General features: G+C 66.5%; 20 protein-coding genes. 11 read left to right on the top strand and 9 right to left on the bottom strand.

Going from position 1 to position 25,173, the window contains the following annotated elements:
* Window positions 1-8: 8 nt before the first annotated feature.
* Both glgX and treY read left to right on the top strand, forming a co-directional pair.
* Complete coding sequence (glgX, locus tag ACIBH2_RS22405) at window positions 9-2,129, top strand: glycogen debranching protein GlgX (RefSeq protein WP_397120295.1); 2,121 nt, start codon at window positions 9-11, stop codon at window positions 2,127-2,129.
* A gap of 11 nt (window positions 2,130-2,140) precedes the next feature.
* Window positions 2,141-4,546 carry a malto-oligosyltrehalose synthase gene (treY, locus tag ACIBH2_RS22400; protein ID WP_397120293.1) on the top strand — a complete coding sequence of 802 codons (2,406 nt, stop codon included), beginning with the start codon at window positions 2,141-2,143 and terminating at the stop codon, window positions 4,544-4,546.
* Here treY and ACIBH2_RS22395 read toward each other — a convergent pair.
* Complete coding sequence (locus ACIBH2_RS22395; protein WP_397120291.1) at window positions 4,543-5,775, bottom strand: DUF2235 domain-containing protein; 1,233 nt, start codon at window positions 5,773-5,775, stop codon at window positions 4,543-4,545. The two genes, treY and ACIBH2_RS22395, sit on opposite strands and share 4 nt — an antisense overlap.
* Window positions 5,776-5,965: 190 nt before the next feature.
* On the opposite strand from ACIBH2_RS22395, the gene ACIBH2_RS22390 reads away from it, so the two are divergent.
* A complete protein-coding gene (locus ACIBH2_RS22390) occupies window positions 5,966-6,334 on the top strand; it encodes a winged helix-turn-helix domain-containing protein (RefSeq protein ID WP_397120289.1) in 369 nt (122 codons plus the stop codon).
* A 37-nt stretch (window positions 6,335-6,371) separates the two neighbouring features.
* Here the strand turns inward: ACIBH2_RS22390 and ilvA are convergent, their stop codons facing one another.
* The gene (gene ilvA / locus ACIBH2_RS22385) at window positions 6,372-7,727 is read right to left on the bottom strand and encodes a threonine ammonia-lyase IlvA (protein WP_397120287.1); all 1,356 of its coding nucleotides are present in this window, start codon (window positions 7,725-7,727) and stop codon (window positions 6,372-6,374) included.
* 78 nt (window positions 7,728-7,805) lie between these two features.
* The gene (locus tag ACIBH2_RS22380; protein ID WP_397120285.1) at window positions 7,806-8,240 is read right to left on the bottom strand and encodes a nitroreductase family deazaflavin-dependent oxidoreductase; all 435 of its coding nucleotides are present in this window, start codon (window positions 8,238-8,240) and stop codon (window positions 7,806-7,808) included.
* Window positions 8,241-8,343: 103 nt separating this feature from the next.
* Between ACIBH2_RS22380 and ACIBH2_RS22375 the strand changes: the two genes are divergently transcribed.
* On the top strand, window positions 8,344-8,559 hold the full coding sequence (locus ACIBH2_RS22375) for a hypothetical protein (protein WP_397120283.1): 216 nt from the start codon (window positions 8,344-8,346) through the stop codon (window positions 8,557-8,559).
* Window positions 8,560-8,624: 65 nt separating this feature from the next.
* Window positions 8,625-9,254, top strand: a complete 630-nt coding sequence (locus ACIBH2_RS22370; RefSeq protein WP_397120281.1) for an MspA family porin — start codon at window positions 8,625-8,627, stop codon at window positions 9,252-9,254.
* Window positions 9,255-9,263: 9 nt separating this feature from the next.
* On the opposite strand, the gene dnaE is transcribed toward ACIBH2_RS22370, so the two are convergent.
* Together dnaE and ACIBH2_RS22360 are read right to left on the bottom strand one after the other, a co-directional pair.
* The gene (dnaE, locus tag ACIBH2_RS22365; RefSeq protein ID WP_397120279.1) at window positions 9,264-12,815 is read right to left on the bottom strand and encodes a DNA polymerase III subunit alpha; all 3,552 of its coding nucleotides are present in this window, start codon (window positions 12,813-12,815) and stop codon (window positions 9,264-9,266) included.
* 305 nt (window positions 12,816-13,120) lie between these two features.
* Complete coding sequence (locus ACIBH2_RS22360; RefSeq protein WP_397120277.1) at window positions 13,121-14,371, bottom strand: serine hydrolase domain-containing protein; 1,251 nt, start codon at window positions 14,369-14,371, stop codon at window positions 13,121-13,123.
* Window positions 14,372-14,518: 147 nt separating this feature from the next.
* On the opposite strand from ACIBH2_RS22360, the gene ACIBH2_RS22355 reads away from it, so the two are divergent.
* Genes ACIBH2_RS22355 through ACIBH2_RS22345 form a run of 3 tightly spaced genes read left to right on the top strand, consistent with a single transcriptional unit; the run spans window position 14,519 to window position 17,424 of the window.
* Window positions 14,519-15,907: an alpha/beta hydrolase family protein gene (locus ACIBH2_RS22355; protein WP_397120275.1), complete on the top strand. Its 1,389-nt coding sequence runs from the start codon at window positions 14,519-14,521 to the stop codon at window positions 15,905-15,907.
* Between the two features lie 46 nt (window positions 15,908-15,953).
* Window positions 15,954-16,571 carry a class I SAM-dependent methyltransferase gene (locus tag ACIBH2_RS22350; protein WP_397120273.1) on the top strand — a complete coding sequence of 206 codons (618 nt, stop codon included), beginning with the start codon at window positions 15,954-15,956 and terminating at the stop codon, window positions 16,569-16,571.
* A gap of 4 nt (window positions 16,572-16,575) precedes the next feature.
* Window positions 16,576-17,424 carry a class I SAM-dependent methyltransferase gene (locus ACIBH2_RS22345; protein WP_397120270.1) on the top strand — a complete coding sequence of 283 codons (849 nt, stop codon included), beginning with the start codon at window positions 16,576-16,578 and terminating at the stop codon, window positions 17,422-17,424.
* Between the two features lie 371 nt (window positions 17,425-17,795).
* Here the strand turns inward: ACIBH2_RS22345 and ACIBH2_RS22340 are convergent, their stop codons facing one another.
* The 3 genes from ACIBH2_RS22340 to ACIBH2_RS22330 all read right to left on the bottom strand — a co-directional run bounded on the left by ACIBH2_RS22340 (window position 17,796) and on the right by ACIBH2_RS22330 (window position 21,628).
* On the bottom strand, window positions 17,796-19,223 hold the full coding sequence (locus ACIBH2_RS22340) for a DUF222 domain-containing protein (RefSeq protein WP_397120268.1): 1,428 nt from the start codon (window positions 19,221-19,223) through the stop codon (window positions 17,796-17,798).
* Window positions 19,224-19,304: 81 nt separating this feature from the next.
* Window positions 19,305-19,988 carry a response regulator gene (locus ACIBH2_RS22335; protein WP_397120266.1) on the bottom strand — a complete coding sequence of 228 codons (684 nt, stop codon included), beginning with the start codon at window positions 19,986-19,988 and terminating at the stop codon, window positions 19,305-19,307.
* The gene (locus tag ACIBH2_RS22330; RefSeq protein WP_397120985.1) at window positions 19,970-21,628 is read right to left on the bottom strand and encodes an ATP-binding protein; all 1,659 of its coding nucleotides are present in this window, start codon (window positions 21,626-21,628) and stop codon (window positions 19,970-19,972) included. The genes ACIBH2_RS22335 and ACIBH2_RS22330 overlap by 19 nt, the downstream gene beginning before the upstream one ends.
* 209 nt (window positions 21,629-21,837) lie before the next feature.
* Here ACIBH2_RS22330 and ACIBH2_RS22325 point away from each other — a divergent pair, with 209 nt between their 5' ends.
* The 3 genes from ACIBH2_RS22325 to ACIBH2_RS22315 are packed head-to-tail and all read left to right on the top strand — an operon-like array spanning window position 21,838 to window position 24,594.
* Window positions 21,838-22,644 (top strand): ABC transporter ATP-binding protein, encoded by an 807-nt coding sequence (locus ACIBH2_RS22325; RefSeq protein WP_397120264.1) that lies wholly within the window; start codon window positions 21,838-21,840, stop codon window positions 22,642-22,644.
* A complete protein-coding gene (locus ACIBH2_RS22320; RefSeq protein WP_397120263.1) occupies window positions 22,634-23,539 on the top strand; it encodes an ABC transporter permease in 906 nt (301 codons plus the stop codon). Before ACIBH2_RS22325 ends, ACIBH2_RS22320 begins: the two co-directional genes overlap by 11 nt.
* Before the next feature lie 2 nt (window positions 23,540-23,541).
* Window positions 23,542-24,594, top strand: a complete 1,053-nt coding sequence (locus ACIBH2_RS22315; RefSeq protein ID WP_397120261.1) for an ABC transporter substrate-binding protein — start codon at window positions 23,542-23,544, stop codon at window positions 24,592-24,594.
* Window positions 24,595-24,646: 52 nt separating this feature from the next.
* Here the strand turns inward: ACIBH2_RS22315 and ACIBH2_RS22310 are convergent, their stop codons facing one another.
* On the bottom strand, window positions 24,647-25,051 hold the full coding sequence (locus tag ACIBH2_RS22310) for a VOC family protein (protein ID WP_397120983.1): 405 nt from the start codon (window positions 25,049-25,051) through the stop codon (window positions 24,647-24,649).
* Between the last annotated feature and the right edge of the window lie 122 nt (window positions 25,052-25,173).

Here is a 25,173-nt window from a genome sequence, read left to right as displayed (position 1 = left end):
GTCTCGGTATGCCTTCGTCCCCCGCGACCCCGGAGCTGACGCCGCTCGGCGTGTGGCCGGGCGCCGCGTATCCGCTGGGGGCGACCTACGACGGGGTCGGGACCAATTTCTCGCTCTTCTCCGAAGTGGCCGAACGGGTCGAATTGTGCCTGCTCGACGACGACGATCGCGAGCAGCGCATACCCCTCGACGAGGTGGACGGCTATGTGTGGCACGCCTACGTGCCCGCCGTCGCGCCCGGACAGCGATACGGGTTTCGGGTGCACGGCCCGTTCGCACCCGAACGCGGATTGCGCTGCGACGCGAGCAAACTGCTGCTCGATCCGTACGGAAAGGCATTCGACGGGCATTTCGGCAGCGATCCCGCACCGTATACGCCGGGTTCGGAATCGCTCGGGCACACCATGACGAGCGTGGTCATCAATCCGTACTTCGATTGGGCCGACGACCGCGCGCCGAAACGGCCGTACCACGAGACGGTCATCTACGAGGCGCACGTCAAGGGCATGACCATCACCCACCCCGATGTGCCGCGCGAACTGCGCGGCACCTACGCGGGCATGGCGCATCCGGCGATCATCGACCATCTGCTCGCACTCGGCGTGACGGCGGTCGAACTCATGCCGGTGCACCAGTTCCTCCAGGACCGGGTCCTGCTCGATCGCGGCCTGCGGAACTACTGGGGCTACAACAGTTTCGGATACCTGGCCCCGCACCACGAATACGCCGCCAATCCAGCACCGGGCGCGGCGGTCACCGAATTCAAGGCCATGGTGCGCGCCCTGCACACCGCCGGTATCGAGGTGATTCTCGATGTGGTCTACAACCACACCGCCGAGGGCAATGAATTCGGCCCCACCATCTGCTTCCGGGGAATCGACAATGCCGCGTACTACCGTCTGGTCGACGACGATCCGCGCCACTACATGGATTACACCGGCACCGGCAACAGTCTGAACGTGCGCCATCCGCACACCTTGCAGCTGATCATGGATTCGCTGCGCTACTGGGTCCTCGATATGCACGTCGACGGTTTCCGCTTCGATCTGGCCGCCACCCTGGCCCGCGAATTGCACGATGTGGACCGGCTTTCCACCTTCTTCGACCTGGTGCACCAGGACCCGGTGGTGAGTCAGGTGAAACTCATCGCCGAACCCTGGGATGTCGGCGAGGGCGGCTACCAGGTCGGCAATTTCCCGGTGCTGTGGACCGAGTGGAACGGCAAATACCGTGACACCGTGCGCGATTACTGGCGCGGACAGCCAGCCACTTTGGGCGAGTTCGCCTCTCGGCTCACCGGCTCCTCGGACCTCTACGAGACCACCGGTCGCCGCCCGGGCGCATCCATCAACTTCGTCACCGCCCACGACGGGTTCACCCTCGCGGATCTGGTGTCCTACAACGACAAACACAACGACGCCAACGGCGAGGACAATCGCGACGGCGAAACCTACAACCGCTCCTGGAACTGCGGTGTCGAAGGCCCCACCGACGATCCGGAGATCCAGGCCCTGCGCACCCGCCAGCAGCGCAATCTGCTCGCCACCCTGCTGCTGTCCCAAGGCACCCCGATGCTGTTGCACGGCGACGAGTTCGGGCGCACCCAGCACGGCAACAACAACGCCTACTGCCAGGACTCCGAGCTGTCCTGGATGGATTGGTCGCTCATGCGCACGAATGCCGATCTGCTGGAATTCACCCGCCGCGCGGTGGCGCTGCGCACCGAACACCCGGTGTTCCGGCGGCGGCGGTTCTTCGACGGCCGCCCCTCCCCCGACCACGACCGCCCCGGCGATATCGCCTGGTTCACCCCGGAGGGCGCGGAGATGACCGCCGCCGACTGGGACAACGGGTTCGGGCGCTCGCTCACCGTCTTCCTCAACGGCGACGCCATCGCCGAACCCGGACCGCGCGGCGAACGCATTGTCGACGACTCGTTCCTGCTGTGCTTCAACGCACACGACAACACCCTCGGCTACACCCTGCCGGATGCCGACCACGGCTCCGAATGGACTGTGGCCCTTGACTGTTCGACTCCTACCGGGGTCGGCACCGACCGCACCTACCATGCCCTGTCCACCGTCGAAGTCCCCGCACGCTGCCTGCTCGTCCTCCGCCGTACTGCATGATCGATACCGCCATGACCAGCCTCCCCGAACACCGCACCGACGCCATCGCGCGTCAGATCCCCGTGCGCAGCACCTACCGGTTACAGCTGCGGCCGGACGCGCTGACCTTCGCCGACGCCCGCGCCATCGCCGAATACCTGCAACAGCTGGGGATTTCGCACCTGTACCTGTCCCCGATCCTCACCGCCGCGCACGGCTCCACGCACGGCTACGACGTCACCGACCCGACCACGGTCTCCGCGGCACTGGGCGGACCGGCCGGATTCAAGGCGCTCTCCGACGAGGTGCGCGGCCGCGGGATGGGCCTGATCGTGGATCTGGTGCCCAACCACGTCGGCGTCGCCGACCCGCGCCAGAACCCGTGGTGGTGGGACGTACTGCGCAACGGTCAGAAATCGCCGTACGCGCACTTCTTCGATATCGACTGGAGCAGCGGCAACGGCGCGGGCGGGCGCATCGCGCTGCCGGTGCTGACCGGGGAGAACGATCCCGCCGCGCTCACCGTGGACCGATCCGGACCCGAACCCATGCTGGCCCTGCACGATCTGCGCTTCCCCATCGCGCCCGGCACCGAGGGCGAGAACGCGCTGCGCATTCACGACAAACAGCACTACCGACTGGTGAGCTGGAAGTCCGGACTGTGCGGGTACCGGCGCTACTTCACCGTCGGCGGGCTGGCGGCCATCCGGCAGGAGGAGCCCGCCGTCTTCGACGCCACCCACCGCGAACTGGCCGCCTGGTGCGAACACGACCTCATCGACGGTGTGCGAGTGGACCACCCGGACGGCTTGGCCCGGCCCGCCGCGTATCTGCGGCGGCTGCGGCGGCTCATCGGCCCGCAGCGGCTGCTCATCGTGGAGAAGGTGCTCGCCGAACGGGAACCCCTCGACGCCACCCTGCCCATCGACGGCACCACCGGCTACGACGCCCTCGCCGAATTGGGCGGGGTACTGCTCGATCCGGCCGGGGAACGGGCGCTCACCGAACTGTCCTGGGAGTTCGCCGGGCACGGCAGCGATCACGCCTGGTTCGGCGAACAGGAACACCGCATCAAACGCGCGGTGGCCGAGACCATGTTGGTGCCCGAGGTGCGCCGTCTGGTCGCCGCGCTCAAACGCGACGCGCGCTCGCAGACCTGCGACACCATGGCGCTCACCAACGCCACCATCGAGGTGCTGTCACATATGCCGGTGTACCGCACCGACTACGCGCCGCTGGCCGGAACCGTCGGCGCGGTCGTGGCCGAGGTGGCGCGGCGCAACAGCGAACTCACCGCGCCGCTGCAGGTGTTGGTGACCGCGCTCGCCGTCGGCGGGGAGGCCGCCACCCGCTTCCACCAGGTGGGCGGGGCCATGACCGCCAAAGCCGTGGAGGACACCATGTTCTACCGCGCGGTGCGGCTGGTGTCGCTGCAGGAGATGGGCGCCGACCCCATGCGATTCGGCTGCTCGCCCATCGAATTCCACCTCGCCAATGCCGAACGCGCGGCGCGCTGGCCCGCCACCCTGACCACGCTGTCCACCCACGACACCAAGCGCGGCGAGGATGTGCGCGCCCGCATCGGCGTGCTCTCGCAGGTGGCCGAGACCTGGGCGCAGGCCGTCACCGCCTGGAACGACATCGCCCCCGGACCCGACGGTGCGACCACCCTGTTGCTGTTGCAGAACATGTTCGGCATCTGGCCCGCCGACGGCCGCCCGGCCGCCGCCGTGCCCGGACTGCGCGACCGGGTGCATCTGTTCGCGGAGAAGGCGATTCGCGAGGCGGGCATCCGGTCCTCGTGGGAGGAGCCCGATATCGAGTTCGAGCAGTCGGTGCACACCTGGATCGACACCGTCATCGACGGCCCGGTCGGGGTCGAACTCGCCGAACTGGTCGCCGATCTCGCCCCGCACGCCTGGTCCGACAGCCTCGCCCAGAAGCTGCTGCAACTGTGCGGTCCGGGGATCCCGGACGTCTACCAGGGCTGCGAACTGTGGGAGGACTCCCTAGTCGACCCGGACAATCGCCGCCCGGTCGACTTCACCCACCGCAATCTGCTGCTGCAATCGCTCACCGGCACACCGGAACTCGACCCGTCGGGCGCGGCGAAGATGTGGATCGTCGCCTACGCGCTGTGGCTGCGCCGCGAACGGCCCGACTGCTTCGTCGGCGGCACCTACACTCCGCTGTTCGCCAGCGGCGACCACGCGGCGCACCTGGTCTCCTATGCCCGAGGGCGGCTCGGCGAATCCCCCGAGGTCATTGTCGCGGCCACCCGCCACAGTGTCGGGCTCGCCGAAACCGGCTGGGCCGATACGGTTCTCGACCTGCCTCAGGGCGATTGGACCGACCGCCTCACCGGTCACACCTTCTCGGGCCGCGCGCGCATGGAGAAACTGTTCGCGCGGCTACCGGTGGCGCTGCTGGTGCGCTAGGCGACCGATTCGGCGACGCTCTCGGTCGCCATGAACCCCGAGATCACCTCGCCCGCACCGCCGGTCACGGCGGGGGTGTGTGCCTCGTCGAGCGCGGTGGTGGGCGCGATGGGCTCGATGAGGTGCTCCGGAATCCCCTTGCCGGACAGCGCGTTCCGGTCGAACCAGCGGCGCAGGTTGGCGGGGGTGTAGCCGTCGCCGACCCGCACCGTCGAGGCGAAGTACACGCTGTGGTCGTTGCTCTCGAGCAGTTTGCGCCAGGAATCCCAGAAGAAGCGCGGGCTGCGCGGATTGCGCAGCAGGCGAACGAAGTTCAGGATTCGGAAGCCGATCTTCAGGGAATTGTGCCGCTTCTCGTGTTCCTGCGGCGGGCACAGCCCCATGAGGATCTTCAACTTCTCGTGGTCGAACTGCAGCCCCTCGCGCTCGGCCTCGGCGACCATCCAGCGCAGCGTCGTGTCGGCCAGCCCGCACTCCGGGTAGCCGCCGCCGATATCACTGTGCACCCCCTCGAACCACACCTGTTTCACGCGGTCGGTGCGCCGGTACTTCTCGTTGATCTCGACCGGCACCTCCCACAGGCAGGGCTCGAACGCGCGGCGGCGCTCGTCGATGGCGAGGGCCTGCCGGGCGCAGTGCACGGTGCTGGACAGGCGCACATCGTGGAAACGGTGCCGCCAAGCGGTGATACCCGGAATGCCCATTGCCCCGACGGTGTCGAACACGCCGAGGAAGTTGATTTTCGGGCGCTCCGGATGGCTGTGGTTCTTCCGGAATTCCACCCATTCCGTCGGATCCGGATCATCGACGTGCTTCTTGCGCTGGCGGTAGATTCGCTGCGCGTCCTTGTAGTGGCCGCAGATCATGGCCTGATAGGTCATGATGCCGAGCCGATGGATCATTCCCGCCAGGCTGCGGGCGGTGAACGCGCCGCGACTGAAACCGAAGATGTAGATCTCGTCGCCCGGCTCCCAGTTCGTCGCCACCTGCCAGTACGCCGACCAGAGATTGGCTTCCAGGCCGAGGCCGAACGCCCCACCGAGGAAACGGTCGGTGGTGAATCCGCGCGCCCCGGGCCCGGAAACATAGAACACGCGCTGACCGACAATGCGGCCATTGCCGTCGGTCCCCGCCATGCGCACCGTCTGCGCGATTTTCACGATATTGGAGACCGTCGCGTCCGACTCGGCCTTCCACGTGCCGTCACAGCACACAATGAGTCGTTTCATGAACCGATCCTCCGCCCCAGGTTCTTCGGTTTCGTGCGTAGCGCACTACTCGAATTCATCGACGCGGCGGCATTGTGCCGTTAACCGCCGAGCGAGAACCGCTCACATTCTGCGCGACGGCGTTAACGCCCGGAGGCCGATTCGCGATCGCTCATGATTTGTTCACGAATCGCCTGTCACCGTGAGGCATATGGCGCAGGAGTCGACGAGCAGGCGGGTGCTCGAGGAAATCGCGGGCCGGGTGCGCGGGCGGCGGTCTCGTCCGCCCCGGCCCTCCCCCGTCATCACCGTCGGCGATCTGGTGGTGGACCGGCTGCGCGGCAGGGTGCGCCGCGGCGGCATACTGCTCACGCTCTCCACGCGGGAATTCGAGGTCCTCGACACCCTGGCCACGCGCGCGGGCGGCACCGTCGACCGTGGCGAGATGGCCGACCACTGCGAGGGTCCGGAGGAGGTGGACGAGATGATCGCGCGGCTACAGCGCAAACTCGGCTCACCCCGCCTGGTGCAGGCGGTGGGCAGCGGATACTGCCTGCGCGCACAAGGCCCCGAGCCGTAATCGACTCGGGGCCTTGGTATCTCAGTCGCGGGGCAGCTCAGGTCAGGTAGCGGTACGCCGGGGTGCCGGGCTCCAGGCGCTCACCCTGGATCGGCGAGGCCTCCATGCGTTTCAGCAACGGCCCCAACCCATCCGGCGACCCCAGCTCGATACCGACCAGCGCCGCACCGGTTTCCCGGTTGTTGCGCTTGACGTACTCGAACAGGGTGATGTCGTCCTCCGGACCGAGTACCTCGTCCAGGAAGCGCCGCAGCGCGCCCGGCTCCTGCGGAAAGTCCACCAGGAAATAGTGTTTCAGGCCCTGGTGCACCAGCGAACGCTCGATCACCTCGCCGTACCGGGAGACATCGTTGTTACCGCCCGAGAGCAGGCACACCACGGTGGAGCCGGGTTCGATATCGAGCACCGACAGCGCCGAGACCGACAGCGCGCCAGCGGGTTCGGCGACAATGCCCTCGTTCTGGTAGAGCTCCAGCATGGTGGTGCAGATGGCGCCCTCGTCGACGTGCATCATACGGAAAGCCGCTGTGCCGGAGACGGATTCGGTACTGGTCAGCAGCGGCAGCGAGGCGTGTGAGCGCACCTGACCGCCGAAGCGCGAGACCGCCTGATAGGGCACCGCGCCGATGCGCCGCACCGCCGCGCCGTCCACGAACGGGTCGATCTCCGGCAGCGTCACCGGACCGCCCGCCACCAGTGCGGCGGTCATGGAGGCCGCACCGGCCGGTTCCACACCCAGCAGCTTGGTGTGCGGGGAGCGCTCGCGCAGGTAGGTGCCGATTCCGGCGAGGCAGCCACCGCCGCCCACCGGCACCACCACGAGATCGGGGGCGCGGTCGAGCTGTTCCAGGAATTCGGCGGCGATGGTGCCCTGTCCGGCCGCGGTGCGCGGATCGTCGAAGGGCGGCACCATGGTCGCGCCGGTACGGGTGACATCCTCGACGGCGGCCGCCGCGGCCGCGTCGTAGGTATCGCCGATGGCGATGAGCTGCACGAATTCGCCGCCGTGCGCGCGGATTCGGTCGCGCTTCTGCTTCGGGGTGGTGGTCGGCACGTAGATGCGGCCCTTGATGCCCATCGCCTTGCACGCGAAAGCCACGCCCTGCGCGTGGTTTCCGGCGCTGGCGGCGACCACACCGGCCGCGCGTTCCGCGGCGGTCAGCTGCACGATCAGGTTGTAGGCGCCCCGCAGCTTGTACGAGCGCACCGCCGTCAGGTCCTCACGCTTGAGGTAGACCTCGGCACCCGTCGCCGCCGACAGCCGCGCGATCCGTTGCAGCGGCGTCGGCTCGATAATGTCGGAAATTCGCTTCGCGGCCGCATCGATCTCGTCCGCCGTCAGTTCGGGCAGCGGACCGGACACTTTCTCAGCGACAACAAGCGGATCAGACACCCGAACAGCCTAGCCGGGGGCGGTCAGCAAGGTTCCGGCGACCGGCGGATGCCGGTCGCCGGAACGGGTCGGGGACAGTTACTGGGGAGTGAGAACGAAGACCGGGATGACGCGATCGGTCTTCTTGACGTACTCGTTGTAGTCCGGCCAGACCTCGGCGGCGCGCTTCCACCAGATATCGCGCTCCTCGCCGGTGACCTCACGGGCGGTGTAATCCTTGACCACCGCGCCGTCGCGCAGCTCCACATGCGGGTCGGCCTTGATGTTCCAGTACCAGACGGGATGCTTGGGAGCGCCGCCCAGCGAGGCGACCACGGCGTATTCGCCATTGTGCTCGACGCGCATGAGCGCGGTCTTGCGGAGTTTGCCGGTCTTCGCCCCACGCGTGGTGAGCAGAATGATCGGCTTGCCCTGCATGGTGTTAGCTTCGGCGCCGTTGGATGCCTCGTACTTCTCGGCCTGCTCGCGCGCCCAATCCGAGGTGCTCGGTTCGTACTCTCCGGTTAGTGGCATGCCGAAGCCAACAGTCCGAGCCTTCGTATTGTTCCCGTCCCTGTTATGTTCCCGACAGAAAGTTCGCTGGACCGAACTTCTGGACTGCGGGTAGCCTGTGTTCATGGCAGTGGTTCACCCAACGCAGGTCACCGCGCCCCGCTCCACCACGGTGGATATCGCGGGCACGGCGTGGCCGGTGTTCAAGCTCGAGGCCCTCGCGGTCGCGCTCGTGACCGGCCTGGTGCTCGCACTCATCACCGGATCGCTGCAGACCGCCGTGCTCGCCGCGGCCGCCGTCGCGAGCGTCCGCTGGCTCATCGGCCTCGCCCGCGGCTGAGCGCCACCCCGCCCGTCCGCGTGTCCTACCTGGATTGATGCATGTCGGCTACTACATTTCGGTGAGTGGCCGCAAGATTCGGGATCGTGTGTCTCGCCCTCACCGGCACCGCCCTACTCGGTGTCCCCGCGGCGCACGCGGAGATCGAAGCGCTGTCCCCGCACGAGCGCGTCTTCAACTCCCCGATCGGCAGCTTCACCGTCGGGCACAAGGACGAGTCGGTCAATCGGATTCCGCCGCTGAACCAGGTGGGGACCACCCGAGAGGCGTTGGTCAGCAATACCTTCTACGGACGTATCGACGGCGGCGCGGTCGGGACGCTGGTCGCGGGGTATCACGTCGGGTGCGCGGTCAATTGGAACAACGGCACCTTGGGCCTGACGCCCAATATCTACCCCGATGACGTGCTGCCCGACGAGCTTCCGGGGTCGCCGTTCAGCGGTATGGACGGTTTTCAGACCTATGTGGCCCCGGTGATCACCGCGACGCTGGGTCCCGGCGAGGTCAAAGAGGTGAAGCTCGCCGAGAAGCAGGTCGTCGCGGGCGATACCGCATGGGCCATCACCCGCGATTTCCATGTCATCGTCAATGCCTGCACCGGACCGGTGTCCATCCGCAGCTACGCCTATATGCAGGTCAAGTCGCCGCTGGTCGACGATTCGGGCGGGGTGTTCGGCGACCCGACCTGGTTGTAGCGACGCGGCTCAGCCCGCCAGGCAGCCCGGCCCCAGCAGCGCCTTCAGATCGCCCATGAGCGCCGAGGACGGCGAGACCCGCAGATTGTCGGCCACCTTGAGCAGCGTGGTGCGCTCACGCGAGCCGACATGGCGGATATGCACATTCGCGGTGCCCGGATGGCTGGACAGCACGCGCTTGAGCGCGCTGATCTTGTCGGGGGTGCACAGTCGCGTCGGAATGGTGACCGAGAGCGGCTTGTCCACGCCGACCGCCGAAAGATCCGGCACCACAAGGTCGTTGGCGATGAGCGAGACGCGGTCGTCGCGGGCGGAGACGCGGGCCTTCACCAGGACGATGGCATCCTCGGTGACATCCATGCCGAAGACCGAGTACGACTGCGGGAAGAACAGCACCTCGATACCACCGGTGAGATCCTCCAATTGCGCCGACGCCCAGGGCAGGCCGTTCTTGTTCACGCGGCGGGTGACATTGGCGAAGATGCCGCCGATGGTGACCTGCGCGCCGTCCTTGACATCGCCTTCCAGAATGGCCGGAATCGGCGTATCCGACTGTGCGGCAAGGACATGCTCGACGCCGTTGAGCGGATGCCCGGACACGTACAGGCCCAACATCTCGCGCTCGAGAGCGAGTTTGTGCTTGGTCTCCCACTCCTCGTCGGGGACCTTCACATTGAAGACGCTGGCAATGGAGTCGTCGCCGTCGTCGAGCCCGCCGAACAGGTCGAACTGGCCGATGGCCTCGGCCTTCTTGGTGGACATGACCGCGTCGATGGCATCGGAGTGCACCATGAGCAGGCCCTTGCGCGGATGCCCGAGCGAATCGAAAGCGCCTGCCTTGATGAGCGATTCGGTGACCTTCTTGGAGCAGGCCACCGCGTCGATCTTGTTGAGGTAGTCGGAGAAGTCGGTGAACTTCGACTTCTCCTTGCGCGCCGCGATGATCGAGGCCACCACGTTCGCGCCCACATTGCGCACCGCGCCCATACCGAAGCGAATGTCGTTGCCCACCGAGGCGAATTCGAGTTCGGACTCGTTGACGTCGGGCGGCAGCACCTGGATGCCGAGGCGGCGGCAGTCGGCCAGATAGACGGCGGCCTTGTCCTTGTCGTCACCGACGGAGGTGAGCAGACCGGCCATGTACTCGGCGGGGTAGTTCGCCTTGAGGTAGGCGGTCCAGAACGACACCAGGCCGTAGCCCGCGGCGTGCGATTTGTTGAACGCGTAACCGGCGAACGGGAGAATCGTGTCCCACAGCGCCTTGATGGCGGGCTTGGAGAAACCGTTCTCCAACATGCCCTTCTCGAAGCCCTCGAACTCCGCCTCGAGCACCTCGGCCTTCTTCTTGCCCATGGCGCGGCGCAGAATATCGGCTCGGCCGAGCGAGTACCCGGCCACCTTCTGCGCGATCTGCATGATCTGCTCCTGATACACGATCAGGCCGTAGGTATCGCGCAGAATGTCCTTCAGGGGCTCCTCGAGCTCCGGATGGATGGGTTTGACCTCTTGCCGCCCGTTTTTGCGGTCGGCGTAGTCGTTGTGGGCGTTCATGCCCATGGGGCCGGGGCGGTACAGCGCGAGCACGGCGACGATATCCTCGAAGCCGGTCGGGATCATGCGGCGCAGCAGGTCGCGCATGGCGCCACCGTCGAGCTGGAAGACACCGAGAGTGTCTCCGCGCGCGAGCAATTCGTAGGTGGCCTTGTCCTCCAGCGGCAAGGTGTCGAGGTCGAGTTCGATACCGCGGTTGTTCTTGATATTGACCAGCGCGTCACCGATGACGGTGAGGTTGCGCAGGCCCAGGAAGTCCATCTTCAGCAGGCCGATGGCCTCACAGGAGGGGTAGTCCCAGCCGGTGATGATCGCGCCGTCCTGGGCGCGCTTCCACACCGGGATGGCGTCCATGAGCGGCTCGCTGGACATGATGACCGCGCAGGCGTGCACACCGGCATTGCGGATCAGGCCCTCGAGGCCGCGCGCGGTCTCGTAGATCTTGTTGACATCCGGGTTGGTGTTGATGAGCTCCCGGACCTCGGCGGCCTCTTTGTACCGCTCGTGCTCGGGATCCATGATGCCCGAGAGCGGAATGTCCTTGGCCATGATCGGCGGCGGCAGCGCCTTGGAGATCTGGTCGGCGATGGCGAAACCGGGCTGACCGAACTGGACGCGGGCCGAATCCTTCAGGGCGGCCTTGGTTTTGATGGTGCCGAAGGTGATCACCTGGGCGACCCGGTCGCTACCCCACTTGTCGGTGGCGTAGCGGACCATCTCACCGCGACGACGATCGTCGAAGTCGATATCGATATCGGGCATGGAGACGCGCTCGGGATTGAGGAAGCGCTCGAACAGCAGCCCGTGCGGGATCGGGTCGATATTCGTGATGCCCATGGCGTAGGCGACCAGCGAACCGGCCGCGGAACCACGGCCCGGGCCGACATTGATGCCGACCGAGCGGGCGTAGGTGATGAGGTCACCGACGACGAGGAAGTAGGCCGGGAAGCCCATCTCGATGATGACGTCGAGTTCGAAGTCGGCGCGGCGCACGTACTCGTCGGGTACGCCGTTCGGGAAGCGGCGGTCCAGGCCCGCGAAGACCTCCTTGCGCAGCCAGCTGGCCTGGGTCTCCCCCTCGGGCACCGGGAAGACCGGCATGCGGTCGCGGTGCGCCCAGACCTCGTCGTAGGACTGCACACGTTCGCCGATGAGCACCGTATTGTCGCAGGCCCCAGGCACTTCCGCGTCCCAAAGGGCGCGCATCTCCTCGGCGGACTTCAGGTAGTAGCCCGAACCGTCGAATTTGAAGCGGGTCGGATCGGAGAGGGTCTTGCCGGTCTGGATGCAGAGCAGCGCCTCGTGGTTGGCCGAATCCGACTCGTGCACATAGTGGCAGTCGTTGGTGGCCAGCGGCGGAATGCCGAGCTTCTTGCCGACCATGAGCAGGCCCTCGCGCACCCGGCGCTCGATGGACAGGCCGTGGTCCATGATCTCGAGGAAGAAGTTCTCCGGGCCGAAGATCTCCTGCCACTTGGCCGCCGCCTCGAGGGCCTCGCGCTCCTGGCCGAGACGCAGGCGGGTCTGCACCTCGCCGGAGGGGCAGCCGGTGGTGGCGATGATGCCCGCGGCGTGTTCGGCGATGATGTCGGCGTCCATTCGCGCCCACTTGCCGAGCTGGCCCTCGATGGAGGCCAGCGACGAGAGCTTGAACAGGTTGCGCAGGCCGGTCGCGTTCTCGGCGACCATGGTCATATGGGTGTAGGCGCCGGAGCCGGACACGTCGTCGCTCTTCTGCGACGGGTCGCCCCACTGCACGCGCTTGGTGTTGAAGCGGGATTCGGGCGCGATATAGGCCTCGATGCCGATGATCGGCTTGATGCCCTGCTTCTTGGCCGAGTTGTAGAACTCGGAGGCGCCGTACATATTGCCGTGGTCGGTCATGCCGACGGCGCTCATCCCCAGCCGCTGCGCCTCTTTGAACAGAGGCGTGATCTTCGCCGCGCCGTCAAGCATCGAGTACTCGGTGTGGTTATGAAGATGGACGAATGATCCCGGCACGGCAGACATCGTAAGCGTCGGCACCGACAGATGACCAAGTGCCACTCCGGGTCGGCGGGAAAGGCCACGTCGATCAACTCGACCGACGGCGTGCCGCGTCCGGCGTGTCGTGGTGAAGGTCACGGAAATGCCCACTACGCATGGGATTTCCGGTGGAAATGCCGCACCCCCCGCGGTTCGGACGCGGGGGGTGCGAGTTCCGGGACGGCAAGGCGCAGGGGGTCACCGCGTCCCGGAACAGCTGGCGCGGACCAGGCGGTGCAGGGGGCGACCGTCCGATCCGCTCGCCAGTTCGTCGTCGGGCGACACGGGCGTCAGGCCGCGCGCGGGGTGATGGCGGCCGGAGCGCGGCGCGCGGCTCGAGCGCCGCGCACCGCCAGCGGCAGCACCCACGCCGACGCCATCTGATCGGCGGACAGGGTGTTCACGCCGAGTCTGTTGTGCACGAATCCCACCGACAGTCCGGAGCGGGGGTCGGCCCAGCCGAAGGAGCCTCCCAGTCCGATATGGCCGAGTCCGGCGCGTGCGCCCGGCATGGGCAGCGAGTGATAGCCCATGTGCCAGAGCATCGGAATGTAGAACAGGGCGTGGTCGAGCCGGTAGCTCTCGACCTTGCGCACCGCCTTGACGGTCTTCGGGGACAGGAAGCGGTGGCCGTTGACCATGCCCTCGTTGGCGAGCGCGCCGTAGAGGGTGGCCAGGCCCGAGGCGGTGCAGACGCCGTTGCCCGCGCCCAGCTCGGTCTCGAGAATGGGCGGATTGTCGCCGTCGAGCAGCACTTCCAGGCCGGGCAGGAACAGGGCGCGGGCGGCGGCACCGGCGGCTCCCGGAATGCCGTAGGCGCGGCCGAGGAACATGGCGGCGTAGGGCGCGCCGACCAGTTCGAGGCGGTTGCCCGCGAAACTCGCGACCCGGGTGGACGATCCGGCGAGCGGGCGGCCGAGGTGAATACCGTTGGTGCCGAGGGGTTCGGAGATCTCGGTGCGGAACAGCTCCGCCATACCTCTGCCGGTGACCGCGCGGGCCAGACCGGCGCACAGCCAGCCGAAGGTGAGTGCGTGATAGGTCGGAATGCCCAGCAGCCGATCGGGTTTCGCGGCGGCGAGGCGCTCCTCCATCAGACGATGGTCGAGAATATCGTCGAGGCCGCGCGCGATGAGCGGCAGGCCGGACAGTCCGGCGCGGTGGGACAGCATCTGCCGCACCGTGATTCGATCCTTGCCGTTCGCGCCGAACTCCGGCCAGAATTCGGCGACCGGCGCGTCGTAGTCGATGAGGCCGCGGTCGGCGAGGCGGTGAATCACCGTGGCCGCAATGCCTTTGGTCGCCGAGAACACGATGCTGCCGGTATCCGGGCCCCACGTTCCGGCGGCACCGGCGTCACCGGCCCAGATATCGACGAGGGTTTCGCCGTGGCGATGTACGGCCAGCGCTCCCCCGGCTCCTGCTCGTGTGCCCATGACGCGGGCGAAAGTTCGTACCAGCGGGGCGAATTCGGCGGTGCTGTATCCGCCGACACCGGCTGGAAGGTCCACGGAACCCGAGGGGGAAGCGACATTGCTCACAGGTCCACGGTACGAGTGACACCTCGTATCGGCAACGAACGATTCGGGAGCGTTATGGGGCGGTGCCGAGTGGTTACCGAGCGTGGCCGGGCGGTGATCGCGCCGTGACCGAGGTGTAGACGGTGCCGGACTGCCTACTCTGGGGATATGCGCGCGATGCGGTCGCTGGTGCTGATTCTGTCGGTCGTACTCGCCTTGGTGGCGAGTGCCTGTTCACGCACGCAAGCGCCCAGTGCGCCGTCGCGGGTGCTGGGCGACTGGCACGGGAATATCGAAATGCCAGGTCAGGCACTGGCGGTGGGGGTCAACTTCGCCAATGACGGCAAGGCCCGGATCGATATTCCGGCGCAGAACATCGCGTCGATGGCGCTCACGGGGGTGAACAGTCATCCGGAGACGTTGGCCTTCACGATTCCCAAAATTCCGGGCGAGCCCAGTTTCCGGGGGCACTACGACCGGGACAGCGACACCATTCGCGGGGACTTCACGCAGGGCGGGCAGACCGCGCCGCTGACGCTGACGCGTGGGCTGGTGGCCTGGCCGCCGCGGCCGCAGGAACCGCGGCCGCCTTATCCGTACAAGTCGGAGGACGTGTCGTATCCGAGCGGGGACATCACCATCGCGGGAACGTTGACCATTCCGAATGGGGCTGGGCCGCATCCGACCGTGGTGCTGGTGACCGGGAGCGGGCCGCAGGATCGCAATGAGAACATCTTGGGGCACAAGCCGTTTCTGCTGTTGGCCGACACGTTGACGCGGGCTGGTTTCGCGGTGTTGCGCACCGATGACCGTGGCGTCGGCGGGACCGGCGGCAATCTCGAACACGCCACATACATGCAGCTCACCGACGATATCGCGGCGGGAATGAACTTCCTGCGGACCCGTCCGGAGATCGACGGGGCGCGGATCGGGTTGCTCGGTCACAGTGAGGGCGGGTATCTCGCGCCGCGGTTGGCCGCGCGGCCGGACAGCGGGGTGGCGTTCGCGGTGCTCATCGCGGGGCCGTCGGTGCCGGGGTCCGAGGTGCTGCTGGAGCAGAACGACCTGATCCTGCGGGCGCGGGGTGCGACGCCCGACGAGATCAGCGATCAGATCGGATTCCTCTCGGGGCTGGTGTCGTTCCTGAATATCGGTGATCTCCCGGCCGCCAACGACTACGTCGCGAGGAACAACAACGCGCTGCCGCCGGATCAGCGCGCCCCGGCCGAGGCGCTCGACGAGCTCTCCAGCCCGTATATGGCGGCGCTGTTGAATTACGATCCCGCCCCGGCGCTTTCGGCGCTGCGGATGCCGGTGCTGGCCTTGTTCGGCGGCAAGGATCTGCAGGTTCCGGCGGCGCAGAACGAGGGGCCGATGCGGGCGCTGCTGGCCGCCGACCCGGATGCCACGGTGCACACCTTCGAGGGGTTGAACCATCTCATGCAACCCGCCGACAAGGGCACGCCCGACGAGTACGCGGGCATCGAAACCACCATGGATCCCTCGGTTCTGGAGTACATCACCGGCTGGCTGACGCAGCGATTCCCGCCGCGATAGCGGGTATCCGGCGGTATCGGCGGCCGGGAGCTGGAACAGTGGTGTCATGGGAATCTACGAAGATCGGGTGCTACCGCGCATCGTCGATCTGACCTGTGGCATGAAGGCGATGGACCCTCGGCGGGAGCAGACGTGCGCGGGGTTGCACGGTCGCGTCGTCGAGATCGGTTTCGGATCCGGGCGCAATGTGCCGTTCTATCCGCCGGGCGTGAAATCGGTGAGCGCGGTGGAACCGGCCGACCTGGGGTGGCGCATGGCGCAGCAGCGGGTGGCGGCCGCGCGGGTGCCGGTGGTGCGCGCTGGACTCGACGGCCAGCGACTGCCGTTCGACGACAACACCTTCGACTCGGCGCTGTCCACGTGGACGCTGTGCACCATCCCGGATGTCCGCGCGGCCTTGGCCGAGCTGCGCCGAGTCCTGGTGCCCGGCGGCACCTTCCACTTCGTGGAGCACGGCCTCGCCCCCGACCCCAAGGTGCAAACCTGGCAAAACCGCCTCAACCCCATCCAGAAGAAGCTGGCGGGCGGCTGTCACCTCAACCGCGACATCAACGCCCTCATCACCGACGCCGGTTTCGAACCCCGCGAGGTATCCCGCTTCTACGAAAAAGCCGCCCCCAAATTCCTCGGCGCTTTGTCCCTCGGCGTCGCCGTCTCCGCCTGACCTCATGCACGAAGGACGACCGAGCCTCACCGCCTTCGCCACCGCCCGAGCGCGGGCCTTCCACCAAATCGCCGACGAGCCAAGGATCTTCACCGACCCGCTGGCGGTGCGGATCACGGGGTTCCCCCCGGAGGAGGTGCGAGAGACCGACACCGACACGACCGAACAAGCACTGTGGCAGCAGCGCCGACGAATCTTCCTCGCCGGGCGAGCGAGATTCGCGGAGGAAACCATCGCAGCCGCGGTCGACCAGGGCGCGACCCAAGTAGTCGTCCTCGGCGCGGGCCTGGACACCTTCGCCTACCGAAACCCCTACTCCTCGGTACGAGTCTTCGAGGTCGACCACCCCGCCACCCAGGCATGGAAACGAACCCTGCTCACCGAGGTCGGCATCGACATCCCACCCACCATGGCCTTCGTGCCCGTGGACTTCGAAACACGCACCGTGTCCGAGGGTTTGGCAGCCGCCGGTTTCGCCCGCTCACAACCAGCGGTCTTCGTCTGGCTGGGCGTGACAATGTATCTCGACCGAGAAACCGTCCTCTCGACCCTGCGAGCCATTGCCGCCCAAGACGCATGGGTCCAAGTGGTCTTCGACTACATCACCATCCCCGAGCAAGCAGACGCCAAAGCAGCGTTCCAAACCCGCGCGGACCGAGTAGCCGCCGCAGGCGAACCTTGGCTGAGCTTCTTCACAGCGGAGGAGATTCGTAAGGAGCTCGGCGAGATCGGATACGAGGTCGAGGATTTCACCGGGAATGAGGTCCTAGCTCGGTATCTGCCGCCCGAATCCCCAAATGTTTCGGATACCCATGCGCCACCCCATATCGTCCGGGCCGTCCGTAGCCAATAAGGCGCATCGCTGGCTACTAGGTGGCATGCAAAAGAGTTAAAGATCAAGTGTGGTTACGTCGCCTGCCTTTCCTGACTTGAGCTAACGCGACTCGCGAGCCGTTAGCCTGCGATCCCAGCCTTCGGACTGCACTAATGCTGTTTTAGAGAAACAAGATTCAAGAACAAGACTCGAACGTTGAGCGTGAACGATGACCAGCGTCATCGAGTACAAACGTCAACGACTACGAGCGTCCACGGGTAGGTGGGTCAACGACTACGGCCGTGAACGACCACGCGTGTCAACGAGAACCGGCGGCCACGAACACAAGCGTCAACGACTGGTGGGCGAAAAGCGGGGGTGATCAATAGGCGTCGAGGAACCCGCCGCGATCACTGCCCGCCATGCGGCGCACGTCGCCGCCTCGCCACGTAGCGCTCTTCGCCGTGGTGGGCTCGGTTCACTCGCCATCGCCGCGCGGGGTCGATGTGCGCGGGGGCGCGCCACGCCACGCGCCCCGGGAACTCCGAATCCTCGCCCATCACTTGGGTTTCCCATCCGGCGTCCGTGCCGGTGATCAACCCATGGCACCGATCACACGCCAGGGTCAGGTTCTCGATATCGGTCGGGCCGCGTTGCGCGTAGCCGAGGACATGATGCATTTGGCACATCGTCGCCGGGGCATCGCAACCCGGGCGAGTGCAGCCACGCTCGATCGCCGTGCGCGCCAGCCGTTGCCACCGATTGCCCAGGCGCGGGCCGACTCCGAGGTGCAGCGGCATGCTGCGGCGGTGATCGAAGATCATCAAGACCGGGTGCGCGCGCTCGGCCATGCGCAGCGCCTCACCCAGCGGGACGCTGCCACCGGTGGCGGTCGTCGCGTACCCGGCGGCGTTCTCGACATCTTGCACGCTCATAGTCAGAACCACCTGGACCGGGGTGCCGCGATGTGCGCCGAGGTTCTCCGGGCCACCCGCGCGCAGGAACGCCTCGAACGCATCGTGATTGCGCTGCGCGGCCGTGCGCGTATCGCGCGCGGCGGCCGCCTTGACCACCTCCGGGTCGACCGGACCCGAAGTGGCGGTGGGGCTTTCAGGGTCGGCGGGATTGCACATGCCCGGACGTGCCCATTTCGCGAGCATGACGTCCATCAATGCCCGCAACGACGGCGTCAACGTCATCACACCGTCGGACATGCCATCCACACCCTGACCGGCGAGGGTGATACCGCGACGGCGCTGCCGGTCGGCGTCGCTGGTGAGCTTCCCGTCGGGATCGAGATGGGCGAGGATCGCCTCGCCGAGCCTGCGCATCCCGTGCGGGGTCACCTCGCGGGCGTGCGCGGCGAGTTCCTGCTCGGCCAGCTCGCGATCCGCGGCCGCCACACTGGCAGGGACCCTGTTCATCGTGGCGATGATCGTGCGCACATGATCCGGGGAGATCGCGCCCTCGGCTTGGGCTTCGGCGGTGTGCGGCAACAGCGGCTCGTGGCGTGCCCCGCTCGCACCCAGGAACGGCACCAGGTTCTCCGTGGCTTGGATGCGCCGCCACGCCTCGGCCTTGGACAGATTCAGGGTCTCAACAAGATATTTGTGCAGTGCCGAGCGTCCGGGCACGCGTGGCAGGCCACGGTCGGAGGCTCCCATGACGAGGCGGTGGCCGAAGTAGGCGAGTTTCCGCATGGCGGTTTCGATCCGCAGCATGGCTTCGACGTATTCGTCGTCGGGCAAGGGAATCAGCGACGACTCCGCCAATTCGTCGACCACCGCGACGAAGGAATCGACCGCGTCGTGTGCTCGTTGTACCCCGCCCCGTATCATGCATGAATTCTATCGCGAAAATGGTTGTGGCAGAACGGCTTTTGTCCGGTTATGGAATTCTCAAGGGTCTGTTTTCTTTGTTTATTCTTTATTTCTTGACGCGGCGGGGAGCATGTATTCCTGTTCGGGGCGGCCGGTTGTGCCGTAGCGCAATTGCATTCGGATTTCTCCTGCTGCGACCAGCAAGGCTAGGTAGCGTTGGGCGGTGGCTCGGGAGACTCCTGTTGATGCCGCGACTTCGGCGGCGGACATGGGTGTGGCAGCGGTTCGGACGGCTTGTAGGACTAGGTCTTTTGTTGTCGAGGACGCGGCTGCTGCGGGTACGGGGTGGCCTGTGGGGCGTAGGGCTTCGAGGGCGGCGTCGACGTCTCGGGCGGTTACTTCGGCTGCCGAGAGGATTCGGCGGTAGCGGGCGTATCCGGCCAATCGTGTGGCGAGGGCGGTGTGGTCGAAGGGTTTGACGAGGTAACCGAGTGCGCCTGCTGTCAGGGCTGCTCGTACTGTGTCGGCTTCGGTTGCGGCGGTGAGCATCATTGCGTCGAAACGGATTTCGCGGACGAGGTCGATGCCTGAGCCGTCGGGGAGGTAGACGTCGACGAGGGCGAGGTCGAAGGGGTGGGTGGTGATGGCTTCGCGGGCCGCGGCGAGGGTGTTGGCGGTGCCGCCTACGGTGAATCCGGGGATCGCGGTGACGATTCCGGCGTGCAGGTTGGCTACTCGGAAATCGTCGTCTACGACCAGGACGTTCAGGTCTGGTTGGGCCATGGGGGTTCTCCTTTCACCAGGACGCCGGGCATGCGGGCTATGAATTCCGCTCCGGACAAGGGGGTTTCGGTAGCGCCGCCCGCGTCGGCCAGCCGGACCTCGCCGCCGAGAGCGCGGGCGATTTGACGGGCCAGCGCCAAGCCGACGCCTCGCCCGCCGGGCAGCCCCGTATCAGGGCGCGTCGAGACACCTTCTGTGAAGACCGCTTCGGTGAGTTCAGCGGGAATCCCGTCGCCGCTGTCCACCACGGTGATGTGCAGTGTCGAATCCTCCTGCACCAGTTCGACTTCCACCTTGGCGGGCGACTCCCCGGCCCGCGCGGCCTCGATGGCGTTGTCGAGCAGATTTCCGAGCACGGTCGTGACATCCACTGGCAGCGTGAGGTTTCCGTCCACCCAAGTGTTCGGCCCGAGCCGCAGCGTCACCCCGCTCTCGCGGGCGTGCGCGGCCTTCGCGCCCAGGAAGGCTTGCAGGTACGGGTCGTGGACGGCGTCCATACCGGGCAGCGCCGCACCCAACGGCCCGGAACCCAACAGCTCGTCGATATATTGCGCTGCCTCCGTGGGCCGGTCGGTGTGCAGCAACCCGGACAGCAGATGCAGTCGGTTCGCGAATTCGTGGCGTTGGGCGCGCAGGACGGTGCTCATGGAGCGCACCGCGTCGAGCTGTCGGGTGAGGGATTCGATATCGGTGCGGTCGCGGACGCTCAAAACGGCACCCAGCGCGCGGTCGTCGCGGCGGACGGCGCGGGCGGTGACGACCACTATGCGGTCGCCGACCATGGCCTGTTCCGGTTGTTCGTCGGTGGCGCGGAAGATCTCCAGCACCCTGGGTGTCAAGCCGAGTTCTTCTATGGCGCAGCCGGTTTCGCCGGTGATGCCGAGGAGTCGCCGGGCCTCGTCGTTGACGACCGTGACGCGCCAGGCGGTGTCGACGGCGACGACGCCCTCGCTGATCCCATGCAGGACGGCGTCCTGTTCGCGTACCAGCTCCGCCAGCTCCTGCGGCTCCAAACCGAGGGTCAATCCGTGCCAGCGTCGCGCCAGCAGCACCGACCCGAGCACACCGGCCAACAGCGCCACGCCGACCAGCAGGCCCGCGCGGCGTAGGTCGTTCAGGAGTTGATCCTGTACCGCCTCGGTGGAGATGCCAACGCTCACCTCACCGACAACCAGGGTGGAATTCGGTTGCAGGACCGGGACTTTCGCTCGAACGGACTCGCCGAGCGTGCCGTGCTCGCGAATCACGACCTCATTGCCGCCGAGGGCTACCGACGGGTCGGTGCTCACCTTCTCCCCCAGGCGGGCGGGATCGGGGTGAGCCAGGCGGATTCCGGCGTCGTCGGTCACCACCACGAACAGCGCGCCGGTGCGTTTCCGGGCGTCGTCGGCGATCAGCTGCGCCTGCCCGGCCGCGAGTTCGGGCGCATCCCTGGTCGACAGTGTTGCCAGGGAATAGCGGTATACCTCCGCTCGCACGGCGGGATCCGAGGCCACGGTGCGCGCGATCGCCAGGGCGCGCTGTCCGTACTCCCCGGACAGGCGCTGATTGCTGACGTAGGCGAACACGCCGAACGCGATGCCCAGGGTCAATGCCACCACGACCACCTGGAGCAACACGATCTGTGTTCGCAGGCGCACGCCGCCGACGGCGGGGCGGGCGCGGCGGCCGAACACGCTCACGGCGTCAGTCTAAGCAGGCTCGAATGGGTGAGCACAATGAGCACAACGCCGGTATCGCCGGTTGCGCGGGTTGTGCGCACAACCTCGAGTGTTGTGACCTGGGGCACTTAGCTTTCCTGCATCGGTCGCGCATCACAGCGCGGCGCTCGAAAACAGGAGCTGTGTCCATGAGTACCCCACTCATTGAACTCCGGGGCGCGACGAAGCGCTTTCCGGGAACCGGCGGTGGCATTCACACCGCGGTGAAGAACCTGAACTTCACCGTCGATCCGGGCGAATTCGTGGCCGTGGTCGGCCCGACCGGCTGTGGCAAATCGACCACGCTCTCGCTGGTGTCGGGGCTGGAACCCGCCTCGGCGGGGCGGACGCTCGTGCACGGCACCGACGTGCGCGGCATTCCGGACGGAATCGGCTACATGTTCCAGCAGGACGCCGTCCTCCCCTGGCGCACGGTGCTCGACAATGTCGCGCTCGGGCCGATCTTCCGCGGCAAGGCCAAGGCGCAGGCGCGCGAGCGCGCCGCCGAGTGGGTGCGCATCGTCGGACTCGCGGGGTTCGAGAAGTACTACCCGCATCAGCTCTCGGGCGGTATGCGCAAGCGCGTCGCCTTGGCGCAGACCCTCGTGAACGAGCCCGAGATCCTGCTCATGGACGAGCCGTTCAGCGCGCTCGACGTGCAGACCCGCCAGCTCATGCAGGACGAACTGCTGCGGGTGTGGTCGGGCACCAATGCCGCCGTCATCTTCGTGACCCACGACCTCGAAGAGGCCATCGCCCTGGCCGACCGCGTGGTGGTCATGACCGCGAGCCCGGCCACGGTGTGCGGCGATTTCCGCGTCACCCTGGAGCGGCCGCGCAATGTCGAGGAGGTGCGGCTCACCGAGGAGTTCCGCGACCTCTACAAGGAAATCTGGGAAACGCTGCGCGATCAGGTCGAGGCGGCGCGCGAGAATGGAGCCTCCCGTGTCGCATAGCACCCTCGACACCGCCGACGCGATCGGCGAGATCGCCCCCGCCGCACCGGAATTCGAGGTGGAGACCGAAGAGCAGATTCTCGCGCGGGTACGCAACAACGCGCGCAGGGCCAAGGCCCGCACCTGGGGTCTGCGGGCGCTGCTGGTGGCGCTGTGGTTGGGCTCCTGGGAGCTCACCGCGACCCTGTGGATCGACCCGTTCTTCTACTCCAAGCCCTCCCTCATCTGGGACCGCCTGGTCGAATGGTTCACCGAGGGCACACAATTCGGGTCGATCTGGTTGCAGATCTACACCACCGTGCAGGAAGCCGTGCTGGGCTTCGCCATCGGCACCGTGGCGGGTGTCGTCCTCGGCGTGCTGCTGGGCCGCTCCCGGTACTGGGCCGATGTGCTGGCCCCGTTCATCAAGGCGCTCAACGCCGTTCCGCGTATCGTGCTCGCCTCGTTGTTCATCATCTGGTTCGGGCTGGGGCTGAGCTCCAAGGTCGCCACCGTGGTGGTGCTGGTGTTCTTCGCGGTGTTCTTCAACGCCTTCACCGGCGCCCGCGAGGTCGACGGCAATGTCATCAACAATGCCCGGATTCTCGGGGCCAGCCGCCGCCAGGTGCTGACCTCCATCGTGCTGCCCAGCGCCACCACCTGGATTCTGTCCAGCCTGCACACCGCCTTCGGTTTCGCGCTCATCGGCGCGGTGGTCGGTGAATACGCCGGTGCCAGCAAGGGTTTGGGTCTGCTCATCTCCAACGCGCAGGGCACCTTCGACGCGGCGGGCATCTACGCGGGCATGATCATCATCACCGTGGTGGCGCTGGTCGCCGAGTGGCTGATCGGGCTCGCCGAGGGACGACTGCTGAAATGGCGTCCGTCGCAGGCCAACTCGGGCCACGGGGTGTGACCATGAAGCCTCGCAAGACCATCGCCGCCGTCCTGTTGGCCGTCTCGTCGCTGCTGCTGGTCACCGGCTGCCGCGATTCGCGCACCATTCCGATGGAGAACGGCCGCCCGCAGATCACCATCATGGTCGGCGGCCTGGAGAAGGTGATCTACCTGCCCGCCATGCTCACCCAGCAGCTGGGCAACTTCGAACGCAACGACATCGATGTGAAGCTGCTGGGCGAGCAGTCCGGCGCGAATGCCGAAACCGCCATGCTCAGCGGCGATGTCCAGGGCGTCGTCGGGTTCTACGACCACACCATCGACCTGCAGGCCAAGGAGCAGTGCATCAAGACGGTGGTGCAGTTCGCCGATGTGCCGGGTGAGGTGGAGCTGGTGTCCACGGCGGACGCGGCGACCATCAAGTCCCCCGCCGATTTCGCGGGCAAGAACCTGGGCGTCACCTCGCTGGGCTCGTCCACCGACTTCCTCACCCAGGCCCTCGCGGGGCAGGCGGGACTGTCGACCTCGGACTACACGCGCGTGAAAGTCGGTGCGGGACAGACCTTCATCGCGGGTATGAACCACGACGGCATCGACGCGGGTATGACCACCGACCCGACCGTCGCCAAGATGGTGAGTTCGGGTGAGGCGCAGGTACTGCTCGATATGCGCAACGAGGAGGGCACCCGCGCCGCGCTCGGCGGCCTCTACCCGGCGGCCTCGCTGTACATGCGCTGCGAAACCGTCGAATCCCATCCGGATATCGTGCAGAAACTCGCGAATGCCTTCGTGCAGACGCTGCAATGGATCGATGCGCACACCCCGGAGGAGATCGCCGCCAAGATGCCCGCCCAGTACGCGGGCGGCGATCCGGAGCTGTACGTGAAATCCATCCGCGATTCCATTGTCATGTTCAATGGCGACGGTCTGATGAAACGCGAAGGCGCGGAGAATGTGCTGCGCATTCTCGGCCAGTACTCGCGGAATGTGAAGCCGGTGCGCGATCGCATCGATCTCGACGCCACCTACACCAATCAGTTCGTCGAACAGGCGTTGAAAACCACGGCGCCGTAGCCGATCCGACGGCCGCACACCGTATGAGGGGGTGTGCGGCCGTCGACTCGCTTTACTTCTCTTCGGGCCAACCGCCGTACGGCACGGTGATCAGTTCCATGTAGTGACCAGCGGGATCCTGGAAGTAGATCCCCCGACCACCGTCGTTGTGGTTGATCTCGTTGACGCCCTTCATCTGCGGGTCCGCCCAATAGGTGAGCCCGCGTTCCCGAATCTTGGCGTAGGCCGCATCGAATTCGTCCTCCGAGACCAGAAAGGCGTAGTGCTGCGGTTGGATCTCCGCCGCGATATGCGGGGGGAGGGTGGCGAAGTCGAAGGTGAAGCCATTGGCTACCGGAACCGGAAGGAACGGTCCCGCTGGCTCACCCACTTCCAATCCCATGATGTCCGCCCAGAACGCGGCGGATTCCTCGCGATTCTTGCTCGCGACAATGGTGTGGTTGAACTGAATGGACAGAGTGAATTCTCCTGTACTCGTGACGGTCCCGACCCCGGGCCGGTACAAGGGACCAACGGGAGCACCGCCACGCGATCGACGTTAGCGCACGCCGATCGGTGAATTCAACCGTCGAGTGATCG

This window comes from Nocardia sp. NPDC050406, from assembly GCF_044459025.1.
Lineage (GTDB): Bacteria > Actinomycetota > Actinomycetes > Mycobacteriales > Mycobacteriaceae > Nocardia.
Note: the sequence above shows the minus strand (reverse complement) of the source record. Positions and strands in the feature narration are given on the sequence as shown.

Excerpts from the sequence above, each read along its gene's own strand:
- glgX (WP_397120295.1), top strand. The coding sequence starts at position 9 with ATGCCTTCGTCCCCCGCGACCCCGGAGCTGACGCCGCTCGGCGTGTGG.
- treY (WP_397120293.1), top strand. The coding sequence starts at position 2,141 with ATGACCAGCCTCCCCGAACACCGCACCGACGCCATCGCGCGTCAGATC.
- ACIBH2_RS22395 (WP_397120291.1), bottom strand. The coding sequence starts at position 5,775 with ATGAAACGACTCATTGTGTGCTGTGACGGCACGTGGAAGGCCGAGTCG.
- ACIBH2_RS22390 (WP_397120289.1), top strand. The coding sequence starts at position 5,966 with ATGGCGCAGGAGTCGACGAGCAGGCGGGTGCTCGAGGAAATCGCGGGC.
- ACIBH2_RS22380 (WP_397120285.1), bottom strand. The coding sequence starts at position 8,240 with ATGCCACTAACCGGAGAGTACGAACCGAGCACCTCGGATTGGGCGCGC.
- ACIBH2_RS22375 (WP_397120283.1), top strand. The coding sequence starts at position 8,344 with ATGGCAGTGGTTCACCCAACGCAGGTCACCGCGCCCCGCTCCACCACG.
- dnaE (WP_397120279.1), bottom strand. The coding sequence starts at position 12,815 with ATGTCTGCCGTGCCGGGATCATTCGTCCATCTTCATAACCACACCGAG.
- ACIBH2_RS22355 (WP_397120275.1), top strand. The coding sequence starts at position 14,519 with ATGCGCGCGATGCGGTCGCTGGTGCTGATTCTGTCGGTCGTACTCGCC.
- ACIBH2_RS22350 (WP_397120273.1), top strand. The coding sequence starts at position 15,954 with ATGGGAATCTACGAAGATCGGGTGCTACCGCGCATCGTCGATCTGACC.
- ACIBH2_RS22345 (WP_397120270.1), top strand. The coding sequence starts at position 16,576 with ATGCACGAAGGACGACCGAGCCTCACCGCCTTCGCCACCGCCCGAGCG.
- ACIBH2_RS22340 (WP_397120268.1), bottom strand. The coding sequence starts at position 19,223 with ATGATACGGGGCGGGGTACAACGAGCACACGACGCGGTCGATTCCTTC.
- ACIBH2_RS22335 (WP_397120266.1), bottom strand. The coding sequence starts at position 19,988 with ATGGCCCAACCAGACCTGAACGTCCTGGTCGTAGACGACGATTTCCGA.
- ACIBH2_RS22325 (WP_397120264.1), top strand. The coding sequence starts at position 21,838 with ATGAGTACCCCACTCATTGAACTCCGGGGCGCGACGAAGCGCTTTCCG.
- ACIBH2_RS22315 (WP_397120261.1), top strand. The coding sequence starts at position 23,542 with ATGAAGCCTCGCAAGACCATCGCCGCCGTCCTGTTGGCCGTCTCGTCG.